General features: G+C 69.3%; 21 protein-coding genes. 15 read left to right on the plus strand and 6 right to left on the minus strand.

The genetic code is table 11. The features are described 5' to 3' along the window. Positions 1-79 precede the first annotated feature (79 nt). Positions 80-1,408, minus strand: coding sequence for an ABC transporter substrate-binding protein (locus tag DEJ02_RS05530; protein WP_071404636.1), 1,329 nt, complete (start codon positions 1,406-1,408; stop codon positions 80-82). Between the two features lie 262 nt (positions 1,409-1,670). Between DEJ02_RS05530 and DEJ02_RS05535 the strand changes: the two genes are divergently transcribed. Beyond that, on the plus strand, positions 1,671-2,471 hold the full coding sequence (locus tag DEJ02_RS05535) for an SDR family oxidoreductase (RefSeq protein ID WP_111032295.1): 801 nt from the start codon (positions 1,671-1,673) through the stop codon (positions 2,469-2,471). A gap of 69 nt (positions 2,472-2,540) precedes the next feature. On the opposite strand, the gene guaB is transcribed toward DEJ02_RS05535, so the two are convergent. Continuing rightward, positions 2,541-4,043 (minus strand): IMP dehydrogenase, encoded by a 1,503-nt coding sequence (guaB, locus tag DEJ02_RS05540; RefSeq protein WP_071404638.1) that lies wholly within the window; start codon positions 4,041-4,043, stop codon positions 2,541-2,543. Between the two features lie 326 nt (positions 4,044-4,369). Between guaB and DEJ02_RS05545 the strand changes: the two genes are divergently transcribed. From DEJ02_RS05545 to DEJ02_RS05570, 7 genes are all read left to right on the plus strand, one after another. After that, entirely contained in the window at positions 4,370-5,680 is a 1,311-nt protein-coding gene (locus tag DEJ02_RS05545) for a branched-chain amino acid ABC transporter permease (protein WP_084740736.1), read from the plus strand. 12 nt (positions 5,681-5,692) lie between these two features. Then, complete coding sequence (locus DEJ02_RS05550) at positions 5,693-6,679, plus strand: branched-chain amino acid ABC transporter permease (RefSeq protein WP_027466698.1); 987 nt, start codon at positions 5,693-5,695, stop codon at positions 6,677-6,679. Next, positions 6,672-7,562 carry an ABC transporter ATP-binding protein gene (locus DEJ02_RS05555; RefSeq protein ID WP_027466697.1) on the plus strand — a complete coding sequence of 297 codons (891 nt, stop codon included), beginning with the start codon at positions 6,672-6,674 and terminating at the stop codon, positions 7,560-7,562. Before DEJ02_RS05550 ends, DEJ02_RS05555 begins: the two co-directional genes overlap by 8 nt. Next, on the plus strand, positions 7,559-8,365 hold the full coding sequence (locus tag DEJ02_RS05560) for an ABC transporter ATP-binding protein (RefSeq protein WP_258378667.1): 807 nt from the start codon (positions 7,559-7,561) through the stop codon (positions 8,363-8,365). Before DEJ02_RS05555 ends, DEJ02_RS05560 begins: the two co-directional genes overlap by 4 nt. Before the next feature lie 356 nt (positions 8,366-8,721). Further along, positions 8,722-8,913: a hypothetical protein gene (locus DEJ02_RS18270; protein ID WP_146249220.1), complete on the plus strand. Its 192-nt coding sequence runs from the start codon at positions 8,722-8,724 to the stop codon at positions 8,911-8,913. A 178-nt stretch (positions 8,914-9,091) separates the two neighbouring features. Continuing rightward, the gene (locus DEJ02_RS05565; protein WP_027466694.1) at positions 9,092-10,210 is read left to right on the plus strand and encodes a GuaB3 family IMP dehydrogenase-related protein; all 1,119 of its coding nucleotides are present in this window, start codon (positions 9,092-9,094) and stop codon (positions 10,208-10,210) included. Positions 10,211-10,272: 62 nt separating this feature from the next. Further along, positions 10,273-12,159, plus strand: a complete 1,887-nt coding sequence (locus DEJ02_RS05570; RefSeq protein WP_071404640.1) for a glycerol-3-phosphate dehydrogenase/oxidase — start codon at positions 10,273-10,275, stop codon at positions 12,157-12,159. 70 nt (positions 12,160-12,229) lie between these two features. Here the strand turns inward: DEJ02_RS05570 and DEJ02_RS05575 are convergent, their stop codons facing one another. Continuing rightward, a complete protein-coding gene (locus tag DEJ02_RS05575) occupies positions 12,230-12,733 on the minus strand; it encodes a hypothetical protein (protein WP_146249221.1) in 504 nt (167 codons plus the stop codon). A 75-nt stretch (positions 12,734-12,808) separates the two neighbouring features. On the opposite strand from DEJ02_RS05575, the gene DEJ02_RS05580 reads away from it, so the two are divergent. From DEJ02_RS05580 to guaA, 5 genes are read left to right on the plus strand one after another with little or no spacing between them, the layout of a single operon-like run. After that, positions 12,809-13,339 carry a cation:proton antiporter regulatory subunit gene (locus DEJ02_RS05580; RefSeq protein WP_017885470.1) on the plus strand — a complete coding sequence of 177 codons (531 nt, stop codon included), beginning with the start codon at positions 12,809-12,811 and terminating at the stop codon, positions 13,337-13,339. 3 nt (positions 13,340-13,342) lie between these two features. Beyond that, positions 13,343-14,794 (plus strand): cation:proton antiporter, encoded by a 1,452-nt coding sequence (locus DEJ02_RS05585; RefSeq protein WP_111032266.1) that lies wholly within the window; start codon positions 13,343-13,345, stop codon positions 14,792-14,794. A 47-nt stretch (positions 14,795-14,841) separates the two neighbouring features. Next, complete coding sequence (locus DEJ02_RS05590) at positions 14,842-15,576, plus strand: SURF1 family cytochrome oxidase biogenesis protein (RefSeq protein WP_181242997.1); 735 nt, start codon at positions 14,842-14,844, stop codon at positions 15,574-15,576. Positions 15,577-15,586: 10 nt separating this feature from the next. Then, complete coding sequence (locus DEJ02_RS05595; RefSeq protein WP_017885467.1) at positions 15,587-16,033, plus strand: DUF3817 domain-containing protein; 447 nt, start codon at positions 15,587-15,589, stop codon at positions 16,031-16,033. Next, on the plus strand, positions 16,030-17,610 hold the full coding sequence (gene guaA, locus DEJ02_RS05600) for a glutamine-hydrolyzing GMP synthase (protein ID WP_110863189.1): 1,581 nt from the start codon (positions 16,030-16,032) through the stop codon (positions 17,608-17,610). The genes DEJ02_RS05595 and guaA overlap by 4 nt, the downstream gene beginning before the upstream one ends. A 415-nt stretch (positions 17,611-18,025) precedes the next feature. Here guaA and DEJ02_RS05605 read toward each other — a convergent pair whose 3' ends face one another. Both DEJ02_RS05605 and DEJ02_RS05610 read right to left on the minus strand, forming a co-directional pair. Continuing rightward, a complete protein-coding gene (locus DEJ02_RS05605; RefSeq protein ID WP_042539759.1) occupies positions 18,026-18,898 on the minus strand; it encodes a Bax inhibitor-1/YccA family protein in 873 nt (290 codons plus the stop codon). Between the two features lie 31 nt (positions 18,899-18,929). After that, a complete protein-coding gene (locus tag DEJ02_RS05610) occupies positions 18,930-19,943 on the minus strand; it encodes a DUF817 domain-containing protein (protein ID WP_111032267.1) in 1,014 nt (337 codons plus the stop codon). A gap of 106 nt (positions 19,944-20,049) precedes the next feature. Between DEJ02_RS05610 and DEJ02_RS05615 the strand changes: the two genes are divergently transcribed. After that, positions 20,050-21,072 carry a glycerophosphodiester phosphodiesterase family protein gene (locus DEJ02_RS05615; protein WP_111028994.1) on the plus strand — a complete coding sequence of 341 codons (1,023 nt, stop codon included), beginning with the start codon at positions 20,050-20,052 and terminating at the stop codon, positions 21,070-21,072. Here DEJ02_RS05615 and DEJ02_RS05620 read toward each other — a convergent pair. Continuing rightward, positions 21,037-21,708 (minus strand): hypothetical protein, encoded by a 672-nt coding sequence (locus DEJ02_RS05620; protein WP_111032268.1) that lies wholly within the window; start codon positions 21,706-21,708, stop codon positions 21,037-21,039. The genes DEJ02_RS05615 and DEJ02_RS05620 overlap by 36 nt on opposite strands. 57 nt (positions 21,709-21,765) lie before the next feature. Here DEJ02_RS05620 and DEJ02_RS05625 point away from each other — a divergent pair, with 57 nt between their 5' ends. After that, the gene (locus DEJ02_RS05625; protein ID WP_111032269.1) at positions 21,766-24,213 is read left to right on the plus strand and encodes an ATP-dependent helicase; all 2,448 of its coding nucleotides are present in this window, start codon (positions 21,766-21,768) and stop codon (positions 24,211-24,213) included.

A 24,213-nucleotide genomic window follows, 5' to 3' on the forward strand; every position in this document is an offset into this window, starting at 1 on the left:
AGGCCGACGCGAAAGCGACAGGCCCCCACGGAAGTTCCGTGGGGGCCTGTCGCTTTCGCGAGCGGTGCTGGGCTGCGCCCTACTTCTTCACCGCACCCTGGATGGCGCTCTGGTAGACGGGCTTGTTGTCGCCGTCGAACTTGTAGATGCCGATGTAGGCGGCCGACGGGTCGTTGTTCTCGTCGAACGGACCGATGCCGGACGGGCCGGTGTAGTGGATGTCCTTGCCGTCGTCCAGGAGCGTCTTGCACTCCTTGAACGTCGCGCACTCGGTGCCGCCGTCGGCACCCGACACCGCAGCCATGTTGGCCTGGATGGTGCCGGAGTCGGTGCCCTTGCCCTTCACCGCGGCGAGGGCGGCGAGGACGGTGGCGTCGTAGGACTCCGCCGCGTACGAGTAGTCGGCGAGCGTCTTGCCCGACGAGTCCTTGTAGAACGCAGCGAGCTGCTTCTTGAAGTCGTCCTTCGGCGAGGCACCGGGGATGGTGCCCTGGGCGCCGGTCAGGGTGCCCTTGTCGAAGTCCTTCGAGTAGTCCGCCGTGTTGCCGTCGGACATGTAGATCTTCGCCTCGTTGCCCTGCGACACGAGCTCCGGGATGATCGACTTCGTCTCGTCGAAGGCCAGGACGACGATCGCGTCGGGCTTCGCGGCCAGGGCCGCGGTCACCTCGGACGAGAACGTGGTCTGGCCGGGCGGGAACTCCTGGCCCTCACCCTTGCCGCCGTAGACGACCTGGCCACCCGACGCCTCGACCGCAGCCTGCACCGAGTTGCGGAGGCCGGTGCCGTACGTGTCGTTGAAGACCAGGAAGGCGACCTTCGCGTTGCCGTCACCGGTCACGAGCTGGCCGAGCGCGGAACCCTGCACCGAGTCCGGCGGTGCGGTCCGGTAGTAGTACGACGAGTAGCCGGAGAGGTCGGTCGCGGTGTTCGCGGGCGAGATCTCGACGATGCAGTTGCTCGTCAGCTGGTCGATGACGTTCAGCGTGACCGACGAGGACTCGGCACCGATCGCGACCGGCACCTTCGCGTTGACGAGCTTCGTCGCGGCGGAGCTCGACACGGTCATGTCGTTGCTGTCACCGGAGTCGGTCGCCGGGTCGATCGTGACGTCCTTGTCGAGGACGCCGCCCGCGGCGTTGATGTCCTTGACTGCCAGGCCGACACCGGACTCCGCCGGCGGGTTGAGGTAGGCCAGCGAACCGGTCAGGGGCAGGATCGTGCCGATCTTCAGCGCGTCCGTACCGGGGGTGTCCGGGGCCTTGCAGCTGGCGGCGGGATCCTTCTTCGCATCGCTCGACGCCGAGCTCGAGGGGGAAGCACTGCCGGTGGTGGAACACGCGGCGAGGAGGACGGCTGCTGCGCCCGCCAACGCCAGTGCCGCGGTGGCACGGGTGGTTCTGATCATCCGTGGAGCCCTTTCTCTGCGCGGAGGCTGTGCCGCTTCGGGTGAATGCGACGCCTCCACTGGATGTCGAGAAACGTAGGGTCCATGTGTTTCGCCCGTGTGACGGGGCGGTACGCAAAGGTGTTTCGTTACCGAGCCGTGACGTTCCTGTGCGCAGGGACAGGGATCGGCGCAGGAGTGACGGTGCCGGCGTGGCGACCCGACCTGCGCCAGGCGGATGGTCCGGCAGGGCGCCCGGGAGGCCCGGCGTACGGTCCGCCGCATGAGCGACTTCCAGCCCACCACAGCCATCGTCACCGGTTCCGAATCCGGGATCGGCCGTGCGACCGCCGTCGCGCTCGCCGAAGCCGGCATGGACGTCGGCATCACCTACCTGTCCGAACCCGACCGTGCCGAGGAGACCGCGGAGGAGGTCCGGAAGACCGGCCGTCGGGCCTTCGTCGAGCAGATCGACGTCTCCGACCTCGCCGGGGCGGCCGCCGTCGTCGACCGCCTCGTCTCGCAGCTGGGTGGCGTCGACGTCTTCGTGGCCGACGCCGGCACCGGCGACGACGCCCCGTTCCTCGAGATGACCCTCGACCAGTGGCGCCACACCGTGTCGACGGACCTCGACGGCGCCTTCGTCACGATGCAGGCCGCCGCGAAGCACATGGTGCAGGCCGGCACCGGCGGTCGGATCATCGGCATCACGAGCGTGCACGAACACCAGCCCCGCTACGGCTCGAGCGCCTACGACGCCGCGAAGCACGGGCTCGGCGGCCTGCTGAAGACCATGGCGATCGAGCTCGCCGAGCACGGCATCACCGTGAACGCCGTCGCTCCCGGCGAGATCGCCACCAGGATGACCGGCGCCGAGGACGAGGACCCGCACACCATCGACCGCCCCGGTGTCCCGCTCGGCCGTCCGGGCAACGCGTGGGAGATCGCGGCAGCCGTGGCGTTCCTGGCCTCGCGTGCGTCGTCCTACATCACCGGGGTGTCCCTGCCGGTGGACGGCGGGATGCTGCAGATGGGCCCGCACGGTGGCTCGCACATCACGTCGAACGACTGGCGTTCGGCCTGACGCGTCCGCGTACGAACGCCAGACGCCCCCGCTCCGTCCGGAGCGGGGGCGTCTGGTCGAGCAGTGCTGCTAGCTGCGGTAGTTCGGCGCCTCGACGACCATCTGGACGTCGTGCGGGTGGGACTCCTTGAGCCCCGCCGCCGTGATGCGGACGAACTTGCCACGGGCCTTCAGCTCAGGGATCGTGCGACCGCCGACGTAGAACATCGACTGCCGCAGCCCACCGGTGAGCTGGTAGACGACGTTGCCGACCGAACCGCGGTAGGGCACCTGGCCCTCGATGCCCTCGGGGATGAGCTTGTCGTCGTTCGGCACGTCCGCCTGGAAGTAGCGGTCCTTCGAGTACGAGGTCTTCTTGCCACGGGTCTGCAGGGCCCCGAGGGACCCCATGCCGCGGTAGGCCTTGAACTGCTTGCCGCCCACGAACACCAGGTCACCGGGGGACTCGTCGGTGCCGGCGAGCAGCGAGCCGAGCATGACGGTGTCGGCGCCGGCCACCAGGGCCTTCGCGATGTCGCCCGAGTACTGCAGGCCACCGTCGGCGATGATCGGGACCCCGGCTTCGCGTGCGGCGAGGGAGGCCTCGTACACGGCGGTCACCTGCGGCACACCGACACCGGCGACGACGCGCGTGGTGCAGATGGAGCCCGGGCCGACGCCGACCTTGACGGCGTCCACACCCGCGTCGATGAGCGCCTGGGCACCAGCGCGGGTGGCGACGTTGCCGCCGATGACGTCGATCGCGTCGAACGTCGGGTCGGCCTTGAGACGGCGGACCATGTCGAGCACGCCTTCGCTCTCGCCGTTGGCGGTGTCGACGACGAGCACGTCGACGCCGGCGTCACGCAGGGCCTCGGCACGCTGCCAGGCATCGCCGAAGAAGCCGATCGCGGCACCGACGCGGAGTCGGCCCTCGTCGTCCTTCGTGGCGTCCGGGTACTGCTCGCTCTTGTCGAAGTCCTTGACGGTGATGAGGCCGCGGAGCTTGCCGTCGGCGTCGACCAGCGGCAGCTTCTCGATCTTGTGCTGCGCGAAGATGGCGATCGCCTCTTCGGGGTCGATGCCCTCCATCGCGGTGATCAGCGGGGCCTTCGTCATCACGTCGCGCACGTACGTGGTGGCCTGCTCGAACGTGGCCACGAAGCGCATGTCGCGGTTCGTGATGATGCCGACGAGGGTGCCGTCCTGCTCGACGACCGGCAGGCCGGAGACGCGGAACTGGCCGCAGAGCGCGTCCACCTCGGCCACGGTGGCGTCCGGGGTGGTGGTCACCGGGTTGGTGATCATGCCCGACTCGGAGCGCTTGACCTTGTCGACGTAGGCAGCCTGGTCCTCGATGGACAGGTTGCGGTGCAGGATCCCGATGCCGCCCTGGCGCGCCATGGCGATGGCCATGCGGGCTTCGGTGACGGTGTCCATCGCGGCGGAGAGCAGCGGGACGTTGACGGAGATCCGCTTGGTGAGCCGGGACGCCGTGGACGCCTCGCTCGGGATGACGTCGGTGTGCCCGGGCAGCAGCATGACGTCGTCGTACGTGAGTCCGATGAATCCGAACGGATCCGGCTGGTCCATGGGTCCCCTTCGTGGGCGAGTGAAGTGTCGAGACACCGGGAACACGACGACGGGTTCCGGATAGGACATGGTAACGCGAGCGGCTGTCGCCGCATTCCGCCTGGAGGCACGGATCGCGCCCGCCTCGGAGCATTCCTCCACAACGTCACAGTTCGGGTACGAATCACACAGGGAACGTGTTGGAAACACGGGTGTCACAAAATCCCCATAGGTTCCTCGTCATCCGAACGAGAGGCTCTTCCGTGGGATCCATCACTCCTCCGGGACGGGCGCAGCCGCGCCTGTTCCGCCTCCGCCACGCACGACGACGACCGGTCCTGGCGGCCGTGCTCGTCGCCGCGTTCCTGGCGACCTTCCTGATCGACTGGGCGGTCACCCTGCCGGCCTTCAGTGCCACCTCGGCACCGGCCACCAGCCAGGCGTGCACCGTCAGCCCCGACAACGGGTGCATCCAGGGCACGATCACCGACTCCGAGCGTGAACCGGCCGAGGGCGTCGACGTCGACGTGACCGGCCCGAGCGGCTTCGACCAGACGGCCACGACCAACGGCGACGGCCGCTGGTCCGTCAGCGTCGACACGGCCGGCGAGTACACGGTGAGCGTCGACCAGGGCACCCTGCCGAAGGGCCAGTACCTGACGAACGCCGCCGACGCCGACCGCAAGGTGCAGGCCACCCTGAACGCCAACGTCGGGCAGATCTTCCAGCTGTCCGACCAGAAGGGCGCCACGACCTCGACGGACTCGTCGGGCGTGAGCATCCAGCGGGCCTGGCAGCAGTTCGCCTCGGGTCTCCGGCTCGGGCTGCTCATCGCACTGGCGTCGATCGGGCTCTCGCTCATCTACGGCACGACCGGGCTGTCGAGCTTCTCGCACGGTGAGCAGGTCACCCTCGGCGGTCTGCTGGCGTACGTGTTCGCCAACCAGCTCGGCTGGAACATCTGGGTCACCGGGATCGTCGTCACGCTGTTGTGCGCCGCGACCGGGTACCTGCAGGACGCCGCGATCTGGCGCCCACTCCGGCGACGGCGCATCAGCCTCACGCAGCTCATGATCGTGACGATCGGTCTGTCGATCGCCGCCCAGTACGCGTTCCAGTACTTCTTCGGTGCCTCGACGGTCCGCATCCAGCAGGGCAACCCGGAGACCGTGCGGTTCGCCGGCGTCACCCTGACGGTGCAGTCGTACGTCGCCATGGGCATCGCGCTCGTGGTCCTCGTCGCGACCGGGCTCTTCCTGGCGAAGACGCGCTTCGGCCGGGCGACCCGCGCCGTGTCCGACAACCCGGCGCTCGCCGCGGCTTCCGGCATCGACGTCGACCGGGTGATCCGCTTCGTGTGGACGCTCGCCGCCGGCCTCGCGGGGCTCTCCGGTGTGATGCTCGGACTCGTCCTGAACGGCGTGAACTGGCAGACCGGGCTCCAGCTGCTCCTGCTCATGTTCGCCTCGGTCACGCTCGGTGGCCTCGGCACCGCGTACGGCGCCCTGGTCGGCTCGATGATCATCGGCGTCGTCGTGGAGCTCACGAACCTGGTGCTCCCCGGTGACTTCAAGTACGCCACCGCCCTCGTCATCCTCATCCTCATCCTGCTGTTCCGGCCGCAGGGCATCTTCGGCCGCGCCGAGCGGATCGGCTAAGGGAGCACGCGCATGGACTACATCCTCAACCTGCTGTCCTCGCTCACCCAGGAGGCACTCGCCCCGACGACGGCCGCGTTCGCGCTGGCCGCGATCGGCCTGAACGTGCACTTCGGGCTCACCGGCCTCGTGAACATGGGCCAGGCGGCGTTCCTGCTGCTCGGTGCCTACGGCTTCGCGATCTCGATCACGAACGGACTGCCGTTCGTGATGGCGGTCCTCATCGCCCTGCTCGTTGCTATCGTGTTCGCGATCATCCTCGGCATCCCGACCCTGCGGTTGCGCGGCGACTACCTGGCGATCGTCACGATCTCCGGCGCCGAGATCATCCGCATGGTGGGCCGCTCGAGCCTGCTCACCTCGACCACGGGTGGCTCGAACGGCATCACCGGGTCGAGCTACCGCGACCCGTTCACCGCCCTCAGCCCGCTGCCCGACGGCACCACCACGATCCTGTGGTTCACGTACGCGAACAACGGCGTCAACGGCTGGTGGATCCGCATCGCGGCGTGGGCCATGGTCGCCCTGTTCACCCTGGTGCTCTTCCTGCTCATGCGCAGCCCGTGGGGTCGCGTGGTGAAGGCCATCCGCGAGGACGAGGACGCCGTCCGCTCGCTCGGCAAGAACGTCTACTCGTACAAGATGCAGGCGCTCGTGTTCGGTGGGGCGCTCGGTGCGATCGCGGGCATCATCTACGTACTGCCGAGTTCGGTGCAACCGGACGCCATGGGCCGCTCGATGACGTTCTTCATCTGGACGGCGCTCATCCTCGGTGGTGCGGCGACGGTGTTCGGACCGGTGCTCGGAGCCGTGCTCTTCTTCGTCGTCCGGCTCTTCATCCGCACGCTGGCCGGCGACTTCATCCCCGACTCGATCATGAACGCGCAGCAGGCCGAGCAGTTCTCGTACGTGCTCGTCGGCGTCGCGCTCATGCTGCTCATCGTGTTCCGTCCACAGGGGTTGCTCGGCAACAAGAAGGAGCTGACGTTCAGTGTCTGAGACCTACGGCCACCCCAAGGCCGACCCGATCCTCACCGTCGACGACGTCACCCGCCGCTTCGGGGGCATGACCGCCGTGGACGTCGACCACCTCGAGGTCCAGCGCGGCTCCATCACGGCCCTCATCGGCCCGAACGGCGCCGGCAAGACCACGTTCTTCAACCTGCTCACCGGGTTCGACAAGCCGAGCCCCGGAGCGAAGACGCAGTTCAACGGCGCGACGCTGCAGAAGACGAGCGCGACGCACATCGCGAACAAGGGCATGGTCCGCACCTTCCAGCTGACCAAGGCGTTGTCCCGGCTCACCGTGATGCAGAACATGCTCCTCGGTGCCCGCGACCAGCCCGGCGAGAACTTCTTCGCCGCCCTGGTCAAGCCGGTGTGGGCGAAGCGCGAGCGCGAGATCACGGCCAAGGCCGAGGACCTGCTCGCCCGGTTCAAGCTCGACACCAAGGCCGACGACTACGCCGGTTCGTTGTCCGGCGGGCAGCGGAAGCTGCTCGAGATGGCCCGGGCGCTGATGTCCGACCCGACGATGATCATGCTCGACGAGCCGATGGCCGGCGTGAACCCCGCGCTCACCCAGTCGCTCCTCGGGCACATCCAGTCCCTGCGCGACGACGGCATGACCGTGCTGTTCGTCGAGCACGACATGCACATGGTCCGGCACATCTCGGACTGGGTGGTCGTGATGGCCGAGGGCAAGGTCGTCGCCGAGGGCCCCGCGGACACGGTGATGGACGACCAGGCCGTGATCGACGCCTACCTCGGTGCGCACCACGACACCGACCTGGGTGACGACTCGCTCCTCACCGAGGAGACCTTCGAGGAACTGGCGGAGGAAGTCGCCGAAGAGGACGCAGCAGAGGAGACGACCCGATGACGGACGCAACGGACCCCACGAACGCGAGCAGTGCCTCCAGTCCGTCCCCGGCGGCCACGCTGGAACGCGAGCCGGTGCTCAGCGCGAAGAACCTCGTCGCCGGCTACCTGCCGGGCGTGAACATCCTGAACGGCTGCGACCTGGACTGCTACCCGGGCGAGCTCATCGGCATCATCGGGCCGAACGGTGCGGGCAAGTCGACGCTCCTCAAGGCGCTGTTCGGGCTCGTGGCCATCCGCGAGGGCTCGGTGACCCTGCAGGGTGACGACATCACGAACCTCAAGGCGAACAAGCTCGTGCAGGCCGGTGTCGGCTTCGTGCCGCAGACGAACAACGTGTTCCCCTCGCTGTCCATCGAGGAGAACCTGCAGATGGGGCTGTACCTGCGGCCCCGGAAGTTCGCCGAGCGGCTCGAGGTCATCTACGACCTGTTCCCGGTCCTCGCGCAGCGGCGGAACCAGCGGGCCGGGTCGCTCTCGGGTGGTGAGCGGCAGTCCGTCGCGATGGCCCGTGCGCTGATGATGGACCCGAAGGTGCTGCTGCTCGACGAGCCGAGCGCCGGACTGTCCCCCGTGCGCCAGGACGAGACGTTCCTGCGGACCCGCCGGATCAACAAGGCCGGTGTGTCGATCATCATGGTGGAGCAGAACGCGCGACGCTGTCTGCAGATCTGCGATCGTGGGTACGTGCTCGACCAGGGGAAGAACGCGTACTCGGGCACCGGGAAGGAACTCGCTGACGACCCCAAGGTCATCGAGCTCTACCTGGGGACGCTCGCCAAGGACGTCGACGCACAGCGCTAGCGCTGTCGTCGGCTACGGGTACCGCTGTGGGGGTGGTATCCGTGACGGGTGGGGCCGTGCGTGGTCGCTTCGCGCCGCACGGCCCCGCTCCTGTACCCGGCCAGGAGGCACGACTCGCCCCTAGTCGCATGGCTGTGGTCGCATGACTGTGGTCGCATGACGCCGTCGTGTTCCGTTGACGCCGCGGTCCCGTCGAGACGCCTCGGAATTCGGCGGCGTCTCGTCGGCGTGGCGGTGTCCTGCGCTGACGACGGCGTCTTCCGTTGACGACGGCGTCTTGCGCTGACGACGGCGTCTTCCGTCGCACCCGGCCAGGAGGCGCGGCTCGCCCCGCGCGGGTCGGTATCGTTCCGCGGGTGCGCACCTCTGGACCCCTCGTGCTCGACGCCCTCGTCTGGCTCGTGTTCATCGCGCTCTTCGTCGGGGCGGCGTTGCTCGTCAAGGTCGCGGCCGCGCTGCTCGTCGTCCTCGTGGTGCTCGCGCTCCTGCTCGGCTTCGTGCTGCGGGCGCTCCGGAAGCGCCGCCGGGCGCGGCGGCGTCCGCGCTGACGGCTGCGCGGTGACGGCTGCGTGGTGCGAGGTTCCGTGTTCGGTGCGACCCTCGCGACCTCGCACCGAACACGGAACCTCGCACCGTACGCGGCATGCCTCGCACGGTGCGAGGGCGCCCGGCGCCCGCACCGTCCGGCCCGTGCACGCCGCAGAGCCCGCCCGGTAGGCTGTCCGAGTGAGCGAAGTCGAGATCGGTGCAGGCAAGCGCGGACGTCGGGCGTACGCGTTCGACGACATCGCGGTGGTCCCCTCCAGGCGGACGCGTGACCCGCGCGACGTCAGCGTGCAGTGGTCGATCGACGCGTTCACGTTCGCGTCGCCGATCCTGTCGGCGCCGATGGACTCCGTGTCCTCGCCGGCGACGGTCATCCAGATGGGCAAGCTCGGCATCCTCGGTGTGCTCGACCTCGAAGGCCTGTGGACCCGCTACGAGGACCCGACCCCGTACTACGACGAGATCAAGTCGCTCACCGACGGCAACGTCACGAAGCGCATGCAGGAGATCTACTCCGAGCCGATCAAGGCCGAGCTGATCACCGCACGCCTTGCCGAGATCCGCGCAGCCGGGGTGCCGGTCGCCGGTTCGCTCAGCCCGCAGCGCACCCAGGAGTTCTCGAAGACGGTCGTCGACGCCGGTGTCGACCTGTTCGTCATCCGCGGCACCACGGTCTCGGCCGAGCACGTCTCCCAGACCGAGGAACCCCTCAACCTCAAGAAGTTCATCTACGAGCTCGACGTCCCGGTGATAGTGGGCGGTGCCTCGACCTACACGTCGGCGCTGCACCTCATGCGCACCGGTGCCGCCGGTGTGCTCGTCGGCTTCGGTGGCGGCGCAGCGTCGACCACCCGCGCCGCGCTCGGCATCCACGCCCCGATGGCGACCGCCGTCGCGGACGTCGCCGGTGCCCGTCGCGACTACCTCGACGAGTCGGGCGGCCGGTACGTGCACGTCATCGCCGACGGCGGGCTCGACACCGCGGGCGACATCGTCAAGGCCATCGCCGTTGGTGCCGACGCCGTCATGCTCGGCACCGCGCTCGCCCGTGCGACCGAGGCCCCGGGTGGCGGCTACCACTGGGGTGCCGAGGCGCACCACCCCGAGCTGCCCCGCGGCCGCCGCGTCGAGGTGGGCACGATCGCCCCGCTCGAGAACGTCCTGAACGGTCCGACGCCGACCCACGACGGCCGCGCCAACCTGGTCGGTGCCCTGCGCCGCTCGATGGCGACGACCGGATACTCCGACGCCAAGGAGTTCCAGCGAGTAGAAGTGGTCGTGGCGCCGTACCACCAGTGACGGTGGCACCCGGGCACGAACCCGGGTGACGCCACGGCGCCGACCGTGACCCGGAGGCGACGATGGCCAAGTCCAGCACGACGAAGCAGACCAGTACGGCCGGACGTCCGCGTGACGTCACGCCCGGCGTGGGGTTCGACCCCGCGGCGAAGCTCGGGCCGGACGAACGTGCGGCCGCGATCGAGACGCTGAAGACCAAGGAGCTCGACGTCCTGGTCGTCGGCGGCGGGATCGTCGGTGCGGGCAGTGCGCTCGACGCCGTGACCCGCGGCCTGAGCGTCGGCATCGTCGAGGCCCGCGACTGGGGCTCGGGGACGTCGAGCCGCTCGTCCAAGCTCGTGCACGGCGGCATCCGCTACCTCGAGCAGCTCAACTTCGCACTCGTCCGCGAGGCCCTCATCGAACGCGGCCTGCTGCTCCAGCGCATCGCCCCGCACCTGGTGAAACCCGTGCGCTTCCTCTACCCGCTCAACCACCGGGTCTGGGAGCGCTTCTACATCGGTATCGGCATGGCGATGTACGACGTGTTCAGCTGGTCCGGCGGTCGTCCGCCCGGCGTCCCGCACCACCGGCACCTCAGCCGGAAGCAGGTGCTCAGGAACATGCCCGGCCTCAAGAAGGACGCCTTCGTCGGCGGCATGACGTACTACGACGCCCAGGTCGACGACGCGCGCTACGTCGCGTCGCTCGTGCGCACCGCGGCCTCGTACGGTGCCGAGGCAGCGAGTCGCGTCCGCATCGAGGGGTTCATCAAGGTCGGGGAGCGCGTGGTCGGCGCGCAGGCCCACGACATCCAGACCGGTGAACGGTTCGAGATCCGCGCGAAGCAGGTCGTCAACGCCACCGGTGTCTGGACCGACGACACCCAGGCGATGATCGGCACCCGCGGGCAGTTCAAGGTGCGGGCGTCGAAGGGCGTCCACCTCGTCATCCCGCGCGACCGTTTCCAGTCGAACACGGGCATGATCCTGCGCACCGAGAAGAGCGTGCTCTTCGTCATCCCGTGGGGCCGGCACTGGCTCGTCGGCACGACCGACACCGACTGGTACCTCGACAAGGCGCACCCGGCGGCGACCGCGGCGGACATCGACTACATCCTCGAGCACGTCAACAAGGTGCTCGCCGTCCCGCTGACCCGCGAGGACGTCGAGGGCGTCTACGCAGGCCTCCGCCCGCTGCTGGCGGGGGAGTCCGACCAGACCTCGCAGCTCAGCCGCGAGCACGTCGTCGCGCACACCGTGCCCGGGCTCGTCGTGGTCGCTGGCGGCAAGTGGACGACGTACCGCGTGATGGGCAAGGACGCCATCGACGAGGCCGTCGCGGCCATGGACGGCAGGATCCCGGAGTCGACGACCGAGGACATCCCGCTCCTCGGCGCCGAGGGCTACCCCGCCGCGTGGAACCGACGCGCCCGCACCGCGCGGAGCTTCAACGTGCACAAGGTCCGCATCGAGCACCTGCTCAACCGGTACGGCACCCTCGCGACCGAGGTGCTGCAGCTCGTCGAGCAGGACCCGGCACTCGCCGAGCCGCTGCCGGGGGCCGACGACTACATCGGCGCCGAGGTCGTCTACGCCGCCTCGCACGAGGGTGCCCTGCACCTGGAGGACGTCCTCGCCCGTCGTACCCGCATCTCCATCGAGGCCTGGGACCGCGGCGAGTCAGCAGCGCCCGTCGCCGCGAAGCTCATGGCGGACGTGCTCGGGTGGGACCAGGAGACGACCGAGCACGAGGTCGCGAACTACCTGAAGCGCGTCGCCGCCGAACGGGAGTCGCAGCTGCAGCCCGACGACGAGAGCGCGGACCGCGTGCGGCTCGAGGCCCCGGACATCGCGTTCGGCTTCGACGAGGACGACGTGGTCGTGGGCGGCGGCCGTTCGGACGGCGCCGAGGGCGCGAAGGCGTCCGACGAGCAGGTGGTGGGGGAGAAGACGAGCGAGCCGGAGTAGCGAGCAGCGTCGCGCACGCACCACGGGCCTCCAGGCCAGCAGACCGGACTGGAGGCCCGTGGTACGTCCGTCAGGCGGCGCGCGCCCGCAGGGCCGCGCGGCGCACGTGCACCGCCTGGCCGACCACGAGCACCACCGGGATCCCGATCAGCGCGACGAGGCTCGTCACGTACAGCACGCCCGACCAGATCGTGTGGTCACCGCCGCCGACCCCGTAGGCGTCCGCGACGTCCATGCCGAGGGCGATCGCCGCCACGAACGACATCGGCGTCCCCATCACGACGACGGCGAGCAGCACTGCCGCGATGACGTGCGCCCTCGCCCGGGTGATGAGCAGCAGCACCGACAGCCCCGCGGCGAACAGGACACCGACGACGGCGATCCCGATGACGGTCGCGATGTCCGCTCCGACCGCGAAGCCCTGCTCCGAGAGCTCGGCGTGGATCTCCGCCAGGGTCGCACCGGGGACCGCGGCGAGCGGGTCCAGCACCAGTGCGTTCACCGCCAGCAGTGCTGCGTACAGCGCGACGACCAGCACCCCGACGACGGCCACGACGATCCGTGTTCTCCCCATCCACAGAACAGTAGCGGGAGGAATGCGCGGGACCACCGGGTGGTTAGCATGGGGGTACTCGAAGAGGGAGCCATCATGGTCGACGTCCATCGCGTCAAACTCCCCGGAGTCGGCGTGCTGCACAGCTTCTACACTGACGACGGTGGCAAGTGCGGTGTCATCACGCACCGGTCGGGGCACTCCGACCTCATCTCGTTCGCCGACGTCTCCGACGGCGCGGACAAGTCCGAGAAGGTCTCGCTGCGTCTCAGCGAAGACGAAGCGCACACGCTCGCCGAACTGCTCGGCGGCACCCGGATCACCGAGGGCCTCGACAAGCTCGACGAGATCCCGGGGCTGTCCATCGACTGGTTCTCCGTCGACTACGACGACGCCATCGCGGGCAAGCCCCTCGGCGACCTGCACGACTCCGGCTTCATCGGCCTGACCGTCGTCGCCGTGGTCCGTGGCGACAGCGCCAACCCGGCGCCCTCGTCGGACTTCGTCGTCTTCCCCGGAGACACCATCGTCGTCGCCGGATCCCCCGAGAAGGTCGCCAAGGCGTTCTCCTTCTACCGCAGCGGAGAGCTTGCGGCCGCCTCGGCCGAGGCCCCGCGGAAGAGCTAGCGCATGCACCCGGGTGGTGAGCTGCTCACCATCGGTGTGCTCTTCGTCATCGCCTACGTCCTGGGCCGGCTCGGCAAGACCATCGGTCTGCCGGCCATCCCGATCTACATGGTGGTCGGACTCGTCGCGAGTCCGAACACGCCGTGGTTCGGGCTGAGCGTCGAGTCCCACACGATCGAGCTCATCGCGACGTTCGGGCTCATCCTGCTGCTGTTCAACCTCGGGCTCGAGTTCGACCAAGAGGAGTTCTACGGCAACGCCGGCAAGCTCCTGGTGTCCGGCGGCACCTACGTCGTCATCAACATGGGCGTGGGGTTCGCCTTCGGGTTCTCGCTCGGCTGGGGCACCCGAGAAGCCCTGATCATCGCGGGCATGACGGCGACGTCCTCGAGCGCCATCGTGACGAAGCTCCTCATCGAGCTCCGGCGCCTGGCGAACGACGAGACCCCGATGATCCTGGGCGTCACCGTGATCGAGGACGTCTTCATCGCCGTCTACCTGGCGATCGTCTCCGTCGTGCTGTCCGGCGACACCAACGTCTGGGCCGTCGTCGGCAAGCTGGCACTCGCGTTCGGGTTCCTCATCGTGATGTTCACGCTCGCGCGCTTCGCGGGCAAGTGGGTCTCGAAGATCTTCGCCACCCGTGACGACGAGCTGTTCACGGTGCTGTTCTTCGGACTCGCGGTCATGTTCGGTGGCATCGGCGACCTGCTCGGCGTGACGGACGCCATCGGTGCCTTCGTCATCGGCCTGCTCTGCGGAGCGACCCGGTACCGCGACCGCATCGAACAGCTCGCCCTGCCGATGCGCGACGTCTTCGCCGCGTTCTTCTTCGTGAACTTCGGCCTCGGCCTCGACCTGTCCACCTTCGGCGAGGTGCTCTGGCCCGTCCTCGGCGCGATCGGCATGACGGTCGTGCTCAACGCGGTCGCCGGCCAGATCGTCGCGCGGATGAACGGCTTCAACGTCCAGCAGGGCATCAACACCGCCGTCATCCTGGTGAACCGTGGCGAGTTCGCGCTGATCCTCGCGACGCTGTCGGCTGCCGCCGGGCTGGAGGCGCGGATCACCGCCTTCGCGGGCCTCTACGTCCTCTGCATGGCCGTCCTCGGGCCGCTGCTCGCGGTGAACTCGGACCGGATCGGCCGCCTCGTGGTGCGTCCGGGCCGGCTCATCCGCCTGCGCGGACGCCTGGGCGGCCGACGTGCCGTCGCCGCCGCAGCCGCTGCCGAGAGCGCCGAAGCGGCCGAGGCCGAGGCGGACGCCACCGCCGCGGCGCGGAAGGCCGAGCGGGACCGCCAGTTCGCCGAGGAGTTCGCGCTCGTCGAGGCGGCTGGCAGGGACGAGCGAGACAATGAGGGGTCCGACCCGACGTCCGCCCCCGTGACGTCGCCGGTCGAGATCCCCGCCGAGCGCCCCGAGCGCCCGGTCCGACAGCGCGATCCGGAGTACTGATACAGATGTGGGCCGTTGCCCGACGACCGAGGTGGATCGCGCTGCTGTTGCTGGCGCTCGTGCTGGCGGCGGTGTTCGCCGGGCTGGGCAAGTGGCAGCTGGAGCGGTCGATCGCCAACGGCAAGCCCCTGCCGGCGACCACCGAGACCCGCCGCACGCTCGAGGCGGTCACCACCCCCGAGCGCCCCGTCAGCGAGAGTCTCGCCGGGCAGAAGGTCACCGTCACCGGGACCTTCGTCGCCGACGACACCACCGTCCTGACCGGCCGCACCGGGGGTGGGAAGTACCAGACCGTCGGACACCTGGTGGACTCGGACGGTGGGGCGAGCCTCCCGGTCGTCATCGGGTGGTCCGACCAGCGGTCGGCCGCCGTCGCCGGAGGCGAGCGCCTGGCGGACGGCCAGACGCTCACGATCCAGGGCCGGTACTACCCAGCGGAGTCGCCCGACCAGGACGCCTACAAGAAGGGCGAGTACTCCGCCGTCGCCCCCGCCCGGTTCGTGAACACCTGGCAGGCCTTCGACGACCGCATGTACCTCGGGTACGTGGTCGCCGACGGCACCACCGCGAAGGCCGCCGACCTCGGCACCATCGCCGACCGTGCACCGTCGCGCGAGGTCCAGTTCGACTGGCTCAACCTCTTCTACGCGATCGAGTGGGTCGTCTTCGCCGGCTTCGCCGTGTTCCTCTGGTACCGGTTCGTGAAGGACGCCTGGGAGCGCGAGCAGGAAGAGGAGCGCGAGGCAGCCCTCGCCACCGAAGCCGACGCGCTCCGACGGTAGGATTGCCGGCATGGCCCTGACCGTCCGAACCCGTGACATCCCCAAGATCCCGGGGGCGGTGAAGTGGTACCGCGTCTCGGCGTACATCACCGGTGTGCTGCTGCTCGCCCTGGTGGTCGAGGTCATCATCAAGTACACGCCGCTGCAGCTCGAGATGCAGCTCGGCAACGGCCCGTTCTTCGTGCCCAACGGCACGGCGGGCGAGACCCCGGGCACGTTCAACCTGTCGATCGCGATCCTCATCGCACACGGCTGGCTGTACGTGCTCTACCTCTTCACGGACTTCCGTCTGTGGAGCATCATGCGCTGGAGGCCGTCGCGCTTCCTGCTCATCGCCCTCGGGGGCATCATCCCGTTCATGTCCTTCGTGGTCGAACACCGCATGCAGCAGCGGGCCATGGACACCTACCACGAGCTGATCGCTGCCCAGCAGCGTGAGAAGGAGGCCGCTCGGTGAGCGAGACCGAACAGCGTCCCGTCCTCGTCGTCGACTTCGGGGCCCAGTACGCGCAGCTCATCGCGCGTCGGGTCCGTGAAGCGAACGTCTACAGCGAGATCGTGCCGCACTCCATCACCGCGGACGAGGTCCGCGCCAAGGACCCGGCGGCCATCGTGCTGTCCGGTGGTCCGTCGTCCGTGTACGAAGAAGGCGCGCCGTCCCTCGACGGTGACATCCTCGACCTCGGCGTCCCCGTGCTCGGCATCTGCTACGGCTTCCAGGCCATGGCGACCGCCCTCGGTGGCGAGGTCGCGAACACCGGGCTGCGCGAGTACGGCGCCACCGACGTGACGCTCGCCCCCGGCACCAGCACCCTGCTCGGCGACCAGCCGGCGGACCAGGTGACGTGGATGTCGCACGGCGACTCCGTGGCCAAGGCACCGGCAGGGTTCGAGGTGCTCGCCTCGAGCGCATCGACGCCCGTCGCGGCGTTCGCGTCCGACGAGCGCAAGCTCTACGGCGTGCAGTGGCACCCCGAGGTGAAGCACTCCGTGTACGGCCAGGCTGTGCTCGAGAACTTCCTGCACCGTGCCGCGGGCCTGCCCGGCGACTGGAACTCCAGCAACGTCATCGAGGAGCAGGTCGCCCGCATCCGCGAGCAGGTCGGTTCCGCGCGGGTCATCGCCGGGCTCTCCGGTGGTGTCGACTCCGCCGTCGCCGCAGCCCTGGTGCACAAGGCCGTCGGCGACCAGCTGACCTGCGTCTTCGTCGACCACGGGCTCCTGCGTGCCGACGAGCGCAAGCAGGTGGAAGAGGACTACGTCGCCTCCACCGGTGTCCGGCTCATCACGATCGACGCCGAGCAGCAGTTCCTCGACGCCCTCGCCGGCGTGAGTGACCCCGAGCAGAAGCGCAAGATCATCGGGCGCGAGTTCATCCGCACGTTCGAGGGCGCGGCCGAGGCACTCGTGCTCGAGGCCCAGGCTTCCGACTCCGATGCTGAGGTCAAGTTCCTCGTGCAGGGCACGCTCTACCCCGACGTCGTCGAGTCCGGCGGCGGAGCGGGTACCGCGAACATCAAGTCGCACCACAACGTCGGCGGCCTGCCCGAGGACATGACGTTCGAGCTCGTCGAGCCGCTGCGCACCCTGTTCAAGGACGAGGTCCGCGCGGTCGGCCGCGAGCTCGGGCTGCCCGAGGTCATCGTCGGTCGTCAGCCGTTCCCCGGTCCGGGCCTGGGCATCCGCATCGTCGGCGAGGTCACGAAGGAGCGGCTCGAACTGCTCCGCGCGGCCGACAAGATCGCCCGCGAAGAGCTCACCGCGGCCGGCCTCGACCAGGAGATCTGGCAGTGCCCGGTCGTGCTGCTCGCCGACGTCCGCTCCGTGGGCGTGCAGGGCGACGGCCGGACCTACGGGCACCCGATCGTGCTCCGTCCGGTCTCGTCCGAGGACGCCATGACCGCCGACTGGACGCGTCTGCCGTACGACACCCTCGCGAAGATCTCGAACCGCATCACGAACGAGGTGCCCGACGTCAACCGGGTCGTGCTCGACGTCACGTCGAAGCCGCCGGGGACGATCGAGTGGGAGTAGGGCTCCCCTGAGCAACGGAAGGCCCGGTACGCGTCACGCGTGCCGGGCCTTCGTGCGTCCGTGGGCGGCGCCGGGGTCGGTGCCGGAGTCGCACGAACTGCCGTCGGCCGGGACGTGTGACGGCAGTCGGCGCGACCCGGGCGCTGCACATGCGGCGTGTTGTGCGACCTCGGGCGGCTGGAGTTGTGGGCGTGGGTGCTACCGGGGCCGTCGAGTGGTCACGACACCCCGCGGGCCCGGTGCCGAGGGGTCACGAACTGTCGGCTGGCCCCGGCCCGGGCGACACTTCGTGACCACTCGGCGGGTGACCGGCGGGGTGTTGTGACCACTGGGACCGCTGCCGCTCTCGCTTCCACCGGCCCGGGGACGACGAAGGGCCCCGGCAGCGCCGGGGCCCTTCGCGTGTGCGGTGGTACTAGTTGCGCGAGCTGCTCGCGATGATGGCGAGGATGCGCAGGATCTCGAGGTACAGCCAGACGAGCGTCACGATCAGGCCGAACGCCGCGGTCCAGGCGTAGATGCGGGGTGCGCCACGCTCGACACCGGTCTTGATCTGATCGAAGTCGAGGATCAGCGAGTACGCCGCCATGACGACCACGAAGATGCCGATCAGCACACCGAGCGGGATGCCGAAGAGCGTCACGCCCATCAGGCCGAACGCGCTCTGCGTCACGCCGGTCCACATCAGGACCAGGTTCACCAGGGAGAACGCCATGTACCCGACCATCGCGATCAGGAAGAAGCGCGTGGCCTTCGGAGTCGCGCGGACCTTGCCCGAACGGAACAGGAGCAGGGTGACGAAGAACACACCGAGCGTGCCGAACACGGCCTGCGCGACGATGCCGTCGGCCTGGGGGAACGCGGTCTGGAAGTAGTTCGAGATACCGCCGACGAACAGCCCCTCGAAGAACGCGTACGTCAGGATCAGACCCGGCGACGGCTTCTTCTTGAAGGTGTTGACGAGCGCCAGGACGAACCCGACGAGCGCGCCGACGACCCAGACGGCCGGGGGCAGGTTCCAACCGGCCACCGCGCCGACGACGAGCACGCCGAAGGCGAGCAGCGTCTTGACGATGGTGTCTTCGTACGACATGCGGTCGGTGTCCACCGGAGACGCAGTCGGACGGTCGTACATGTACTGCAGCTGCTCGGGGGTCATGCCGCCCTGGGCCTGCTGCGGGGTCTGTCCCCAGCCGGCCTGCTGTTGACCAGCACCGCGCCCGCCCCAGGTGTTTGCCCCCTGTGCGTTGAAGGCGGGGGACTGGTCGAAACCGGGCTTGAAGGCCATGGTGTCCTCTTCCTAGGAGATTCGAGTCCTCTCAGCCTAGGGGCGCTCGGTCGCGGAAGGCTGAGGATTCGCGGCGAGCGGACGCGGGCCCAGCGGGCTCCGTCGAGGGAAGCCTAGGGTCGCCCGCTGCACGCGCGCCCCGAGGACGTCGAGAGTCCGCCGTCGAGCCCGTCGAGCCCGTCGAGCGCGCCCGTCCCGACGGCAGCGCCGGGTAGAGCCACGTGACGAGCGCGACCGAGATCGTCATGAGCAGGAACCACGCCACGATCTTCGTCGGCGCCACCGGCTGCCACACCGCGAGCTGCGCCGGGTAGCTCCACGCCCCGGCCCAGGTCGCGACGTTCTCCGCCGCCCAGATGAACACCGCGACGAGGGCCATCGCCACGAGGACGGGCATCCGCAGCGTCGCCCGGTGGATCCGCACGTGCATGGTCGTGCGGGCGAAGAGCAGCAGCACGAGCGCGAGCAGCACGTACCGGGCGTCGGCGACGAAGTGGTGGCCGAAGAAGTTCAGGTAGATCCCGCCCGCCACGACCGCCAGCAGCCACTGCCGCGGGTACCGGTCGAACCGCAGGTCGAACAGCCGGTAGACCCGCACCATGTACGACCCGACGGCGCCGTACATGAACCCCGAGAACAGCGGCACTCCGGCGACGACGAACAGCCCACCCGGCTCGTAGGTCCACGAGCCCATGTGGGTCTTGAACATCTCCATCGCGGTCCCGACGACGTGGAACAGCAGGACGACCCGGAGCTCCCGCACGGTCTCGAGCCCGAACACGAGCATCCCGACCTGCAGCAGCACGGCCGCGATCGTCAGGAGGTCGTTCCGCATCGCCGCCGGCACGGTCAGGTGCACCACGGCCATGGTCGCGAGCAGCAGCGCCCCGAACGCGCACGCCCAGGCCTGCTTCGCGCCGAACACCAGGAACTCGGTGGCGAACACCCGGACGGGTCGGTGCGGTTGGTGCCCGGCGTCGAGCACGCGGCGTGCGGCGCGGTCGATCCGGGCCTCGACGGCGGTGGAGAGCGAACGGACGGTCATGCGGTGATGCTCGGCGTCGTCGCTGGGAACGATGGTCGCGGGAGCGACGCGTGTGTCCCGCGACACAGGTGCCCCGCTGGTCACCCACGGCAAGTAGGGTCGCGCCATGACCCTCGTGATCGCCCACCGCGGTGCGTCCGGCTACCGTCCCGAGCACTCGCGGAGCGCGTACGAGCTCGCGATCGAACTCGGCGCCGACGCGATCGAACCGGACCTGGTGCCCACGAAGGACGGTGTGCTGGTGCTCCGGCACGAGAACGAGGTCTCGGGCACCACGGACGTCGCCGACCACCCCGAGTTCCGGCACCTGCGCACGACGAAGACCGTCGACGGCCAGACCCTGACCGGTTGGTTCACCGAGGACTTCACGTGGGCTGAGCTGCAGACGCTCCGCACCCGCGAGCGCCTGCCGGTGCTGCGGCCGGGTTCCGCCGAGCACGACGGTGCGCAGCCGATCCTGCGGCTCGTCGACCTGCTCGCGATCCTCGACGCAGCACCCCGCCCGGTCGGGCTCGTCGCCGAGGTGAAGCACGCCGCGTCCTTCGACCGCGCCGGGTTCCCGATGGGTGCACTCGTCGACGCCGCGCTCGGCGAGGCCGGGTGGCGGCAGGACGAGCGGCTCACGGTGGAGAGCTTCGAGAAGGGCGTGCTGCGCGACCTGCGCGAGCGGGGGACCGGTGGTCGGCTCGTGTACCTCCAGGAGGCCCGTGGCAGCGCCGCGGACGAGGTCGCGTCCCACGGATCGCTCGCCCCCACCTACGCCGCCGAGCGTTCCGAGGACGCGCTCGCGTCGTTCGCGACCGAGTTCCACGGCATCAGCGTCGACCTCGGCACCCTGATGGCCGGCGTCGACAGCGTCGCGCTCGACGATCCGACGCCGGTGCGCAGCGCGATCGTCGACCGGGCCCACGCCGTGGGGCTCGCGGTGTACACGTGGACCCTCCGGCCGGAGAACCGGTTCCTGCCGTCGCCGTTGCGTCGTGGTGGCGACGTCGCGGCGTTCGGCGACTGGGAGCGGTGGTTCACGTCCGTGATCCGCACCGGACTCGACGGGGTGTTCGCCGATCACCCCGACCTGGCGGTGCGTGCCCGGTCAGTCCTCGAGCGCCTCGAGCGGGATGCCGGTTGACCGGAGGACCTCGGCGGCCTCATCGCGTGCGGACGTGGCAGCGGCGCGGAGCCCGGCCAGGTCCTCGGGCCGGTAGAACCACGAGCTCCGGTCGCCGGGCGAGACCGTCCGTTGCGCGTCCGTCAGGTCGGCGTCGTGTTCGCCCTTCCGGAGGTCGGCACGAGCACGGTCGAGCGACTGCAGGACTACCGAGGCGCGGATGACCTCGGCCGCGGGCAGGTCCCCGGGCGCGAGACGGGCGACCCGAGGGTCGATCGGTGTCACCGGGAGGGGCTGCACCGGTGGCCGTCGCCGTCGCCGCCGATCGACGAGGACCGCGACGGCTGACGAGACGACGAGGAACACCACGACGGCGACGAGGAGCCGGGCACTCCTCGGGGACGTCGACGCAGCGAGAGCCCCGAGTGCGGCCAGGCACAGCCCTGCGGCGACCAGACCGACCGACAGCGGGACCAGGCACCCCGCCGTGTCCTGCCGAGACCGCTGAGCACGGGCCCGACGGTGGCTCTCGATGATCGCGGCGGGGTCGTCGCGCCCGTCCGGGGGCAGGATGCAGAGGACGTCCTGGGTGGTGGGGATCGCGGCCGACATCGCAGGGAGCACGAAGACGTCAGGTCGGTCCGGTGTGATCGCCACGGCGCCATCCTGCCGCACGAGGTCGCTGTCGGGGGTCTCGCCTAGAATGTCCCGAACATGACGATCGTGCTCGACCCCTTCGAATCGACGCCCGAGCCGGGCGCCGGTGCCCGCGCGTACGAAGACCCGTTCACCGCGGGTCTGAACCCCCAGCAGAAGGAAGCCGTCGAGTACCGCGGCGAGTCCCTGCTGATCGTTGCCGGCGCCGGTTCCGGCAAGACGAGCGTGCTCACCCGCCGCATCGCGCTGCTGCTCGCCAACCGCGAAGCGTGGCCGTCGCAGATCCTGGCGATCACGTTCACGAACAAGGCCGCCGCCGAGATGCGCGAGCGCGTCCGGGCCCTGGTCGGTGGCGAGGCCGAGGGGATGTGGATCTCCACGTTCCACTCGGCGTGCGTGCGCATCCTGCGGCGCGAAGCCGAGCGGTTCGGGTTCCCGCAGTCGTTCACGATCTACGACTCCGCCGACTCCAAGGCGCTGCTGAAGCGGATCATCAAGGAGCTCGAGGCCGACTCCCTCGGGCTGACCGTCGGCGCCGCGGCGTCGAAGATCTCGAAGCTCAAGAACGAGCTGCAGGACATCGACACCTACGCGCGCAACATCAACGTGAACGACCCGCAAGAGGTCATGTTCACCGAGGTGTTCCGGCGCTACACGAACGAACTCCGCCGGGCGAACGCGTTCGACTTCGACGACCTCATCGGCCAGACGGTGTTCCTGTTCCGGGCATTCCCGGACGTTGCCGCCCTGTACCAGCGCCGCTTCCGGTACATCCTGGTCGACGAGTACCAGGACACGAACCACGCCCAGTACGCCCTGATCCGTGAGCTCACCCGCCCGGTTCCGGTCGAACAGGTCGACAAGCTCGAGGACTCCGGGCAGCACGTCGCCCGGATGCGCGAGACCGACGGCTCGATCGCTCCCGCGTCCCTGACGGTGGTCGGCGACTCCGACCAGTCCATCTACGCCTTCCGCGGGGCGGACATCCGCAACATCGTCGAGTTCGAGCGGGACTTCCCGAACTCCAAGACGATCCTGCTCGAGCAGAACTACCGCTCGACGCAGAACATCCTCGACGCGGCGAACGCCGTCATCTCGAACAACTTCGATCGCCAGGCGAAGAGCCTGTTCACCGACGTCGGTGCCGGCGAGAAGATCGTCGGCTTCACCGGGTACACCGGCCACGACGAGGCGCAGTTCGTCGCCGACGAGATCCAGCGCCTGCGTGAAGACGGCATGGACTACCGCGACATGGCGGTGTTCTACCGGACCAACTCGCAGACCCGTGCGCTGGAGGAGATCTTCATCCGTGCGGCGATCCCGTACCGGGTGCTCGGCGGCACGAAGTTCTACGAGCGTGCCGAGATCAAGGACGCCATGGCGTACCTGATCACGGTCGCCAACCCGGCCGACCCGATGGCCCTGCGCCGCATCCTCAACGTGCCCAAGCGCGGCATCGGCTCGGTCACCGAGACCACGCTGCAGCGCTACGCCGACGAGCACGAGACCACCATGCGCGACGCCCTGCGGCACGCGGGCGAGCTCGGGTTCGGGCCGAAGGTGCGCAACGCCATCACGGAGTTCGCGGCACTGCTCGACGCCGTGTCCGAGAAGGCCCCGACGCAGCCGGTGGTCGACACCCTGACGCAGCTGCTCGACGGTTCCGGGCTGCTCGACAACCTGCGGAAGTCGCCCGACGCGCAGGACGCCGCACGCGCCGACAACATCGACGAGCTCGTGGCCGTGACGCGTGAGTTCCAGAAGAACAACCCCGAGGGCACGCTGTCGGACTTCCTGACCGAGGTCTCGCTGGTCGCCGCGGCGGACGAGCTCGACGACTCGTCGGGCACGGTGTCGCTGATGACGCTGCACACCGCGAAGGGCCTGGAGTACGACGCGGTGTTCCTGACCGGCGTCGAGGAAGACCTGCTCCCGCACCGGATGTCCGCCAACGAGCCCGGCGGTCCGTCGGAAGAGCGCCGGCTGTTCTACGTGGGCATCACCCGCGCCAAGAAGGTCCTGTTCCTGTCCCTCGCGATGACCCGTGCGCAGTTCGGCGACGTCAACGTGGCGATGCCCTCGCGCTTCCTGCAGGAGATCCCCGAGGGGCTCATCGAGTGGAAGCAGTCCCCGGGCATGGCGAACAGCCGTGGTGGCACGCAGCCCCGCGCCCTGAACGCCAAGCGCGACGGCGGCTTCGGCGGCGGTGGCGGTGGCGGCGGCTACCGCGGTGGTGGCGGCTGGGGCGGCGGCTCCTACGACCGCGCAGCGGCGGCCTCGAAGACCCGCCCGAAGACCGAGTGGGCGAACCGGGTGTCCGGGCAGGTGCGCGACAACGGCGACATGGAACTCGTCGCCGGCGACCGCATCAAGCACGTCGACTTCGGCGAGGGCACGGTGTCCGCGGTGACGGGGCAGGGTGCCAAGCGCATCGCCGAGATCGCGTTCGACTCCGCGGGCCGCAAGAAGCTCCTCATCAAGATCGCCCCGATCGAGAAGCTGTAG

The sequence above is a fragment of the Curtobacterium sp. MCLR17_042 genome, from assembly GCF_003234695.1.
Lineage (GTDB): Bacteria > Actinomycetota > Actinomycetes > Actinomycetales > Microbacteriaceae > Curtobacterium > Curtobacterium flaccumfaciens.

Excerpts from the sequence above, each read along its gene's own strand:
- DEJ02_RS05625 (WP_111032269.1), top strand. The coding sequence starts at position 21,766 with ATGACGATCGTGCTCGACCCCTTCGAATCGACGCCCGAGCCGGGCGCC.
- DEJ02_RS05530 (WP_071404636.1), bottom strand. The coding sequence starts at position 1,408 with ATGATCAGAACCACCCGTGCCACCGCGGCACTGGCGTTGGCGGGCGCA.
- DEJ02_RS05560 (WP_258378667.1), top strand. The coding sequence starts at position 7,559 with ATGACGGACGCAACGGACCCCACGAACGCGAGCAGTGCCTCCAGTCCG.
- DEJ02_RS05610 (WP_111032267.1), bottom strand. The coding sequence starts at position 19,943 with ATGACCGTCCGTTCGCTCTCCACCGCCGTCGAGGCCCGGATCGACCGC.
- guaB (WP_071404638.1), bottom strand. The coding sequence starts at position 4,043 with ATGGACCAGCCGGATCCGTTCGGATTCATCGGACTCACGTACGACGAC.
- DEJ02_RS05570 (WP_071404640.1), top strand. The coding sequence starts at position 10,273 with ATGGCCAAGTCCAGCACGACGAAGCAGACCAGTACGGCCGGACGTCCG.
- DEJ02_RS05595 (WP_017885467.1), top strand. The coding sequence starts at position 15,587 with ATGGCCCTGACCGTCCGAACCCGTGACATCCCCAAGATCCCGGGGGCG.
- DEJ02_RS05605 (WP_042539759.1), bottom strand. The coding sequence starts at position 18,898 with ATGGCCTTCAAGCCCGGTTTCGACCAGTCCCCCGCCTTCAACGCACAG.
- DEJ02_RS05580 (WP_017885470.1), top strand. The coding sequence starts at position 12,809 with ATGGTCGACGTCCATCGCGTCAAACTCCCCGGAGTCGGCGTGCTGCAC.
- DEJ02_RS05550 (WP_027466698.1), top strand. The coding sequence starts at position 5,693 with ATGGACTACATCCTCAACCTGCTGTCCTCGCTCACCCAGGAGGCACTC.
- DEJ02_RS05535 (WP_111032295.1), top strand. The coding sequence starts at position 1,671 with ATGAGCGACTTCCAGCCCACCACAGCCATCGTCACCGGTTCCGAATCC.
- DEJ02_RS05585 (WP_111032266.1), top strand. The coding sequence starts at position 13,343 with ATGCACCCGGGTGGTGAGCTGCTCACCATCGGTGTGCTCTTCGTCATC.
- DEJ02_RS05575 (WP_146249221.1), bottom strand. The coding sequence starts at position 12,733 with ATGGGGAGAACACGGATCGTCGTGGCCGTCGTCGGGGTGCTGGTCGTC.
- DEJ02_RS05615 (WP_111028994.1), top strand. The coding sequence starts at position 20,050 with ATGACCCTCGTGATCGCCCACCGCGGTGCGTCCGGCTACCGTCCCGAG.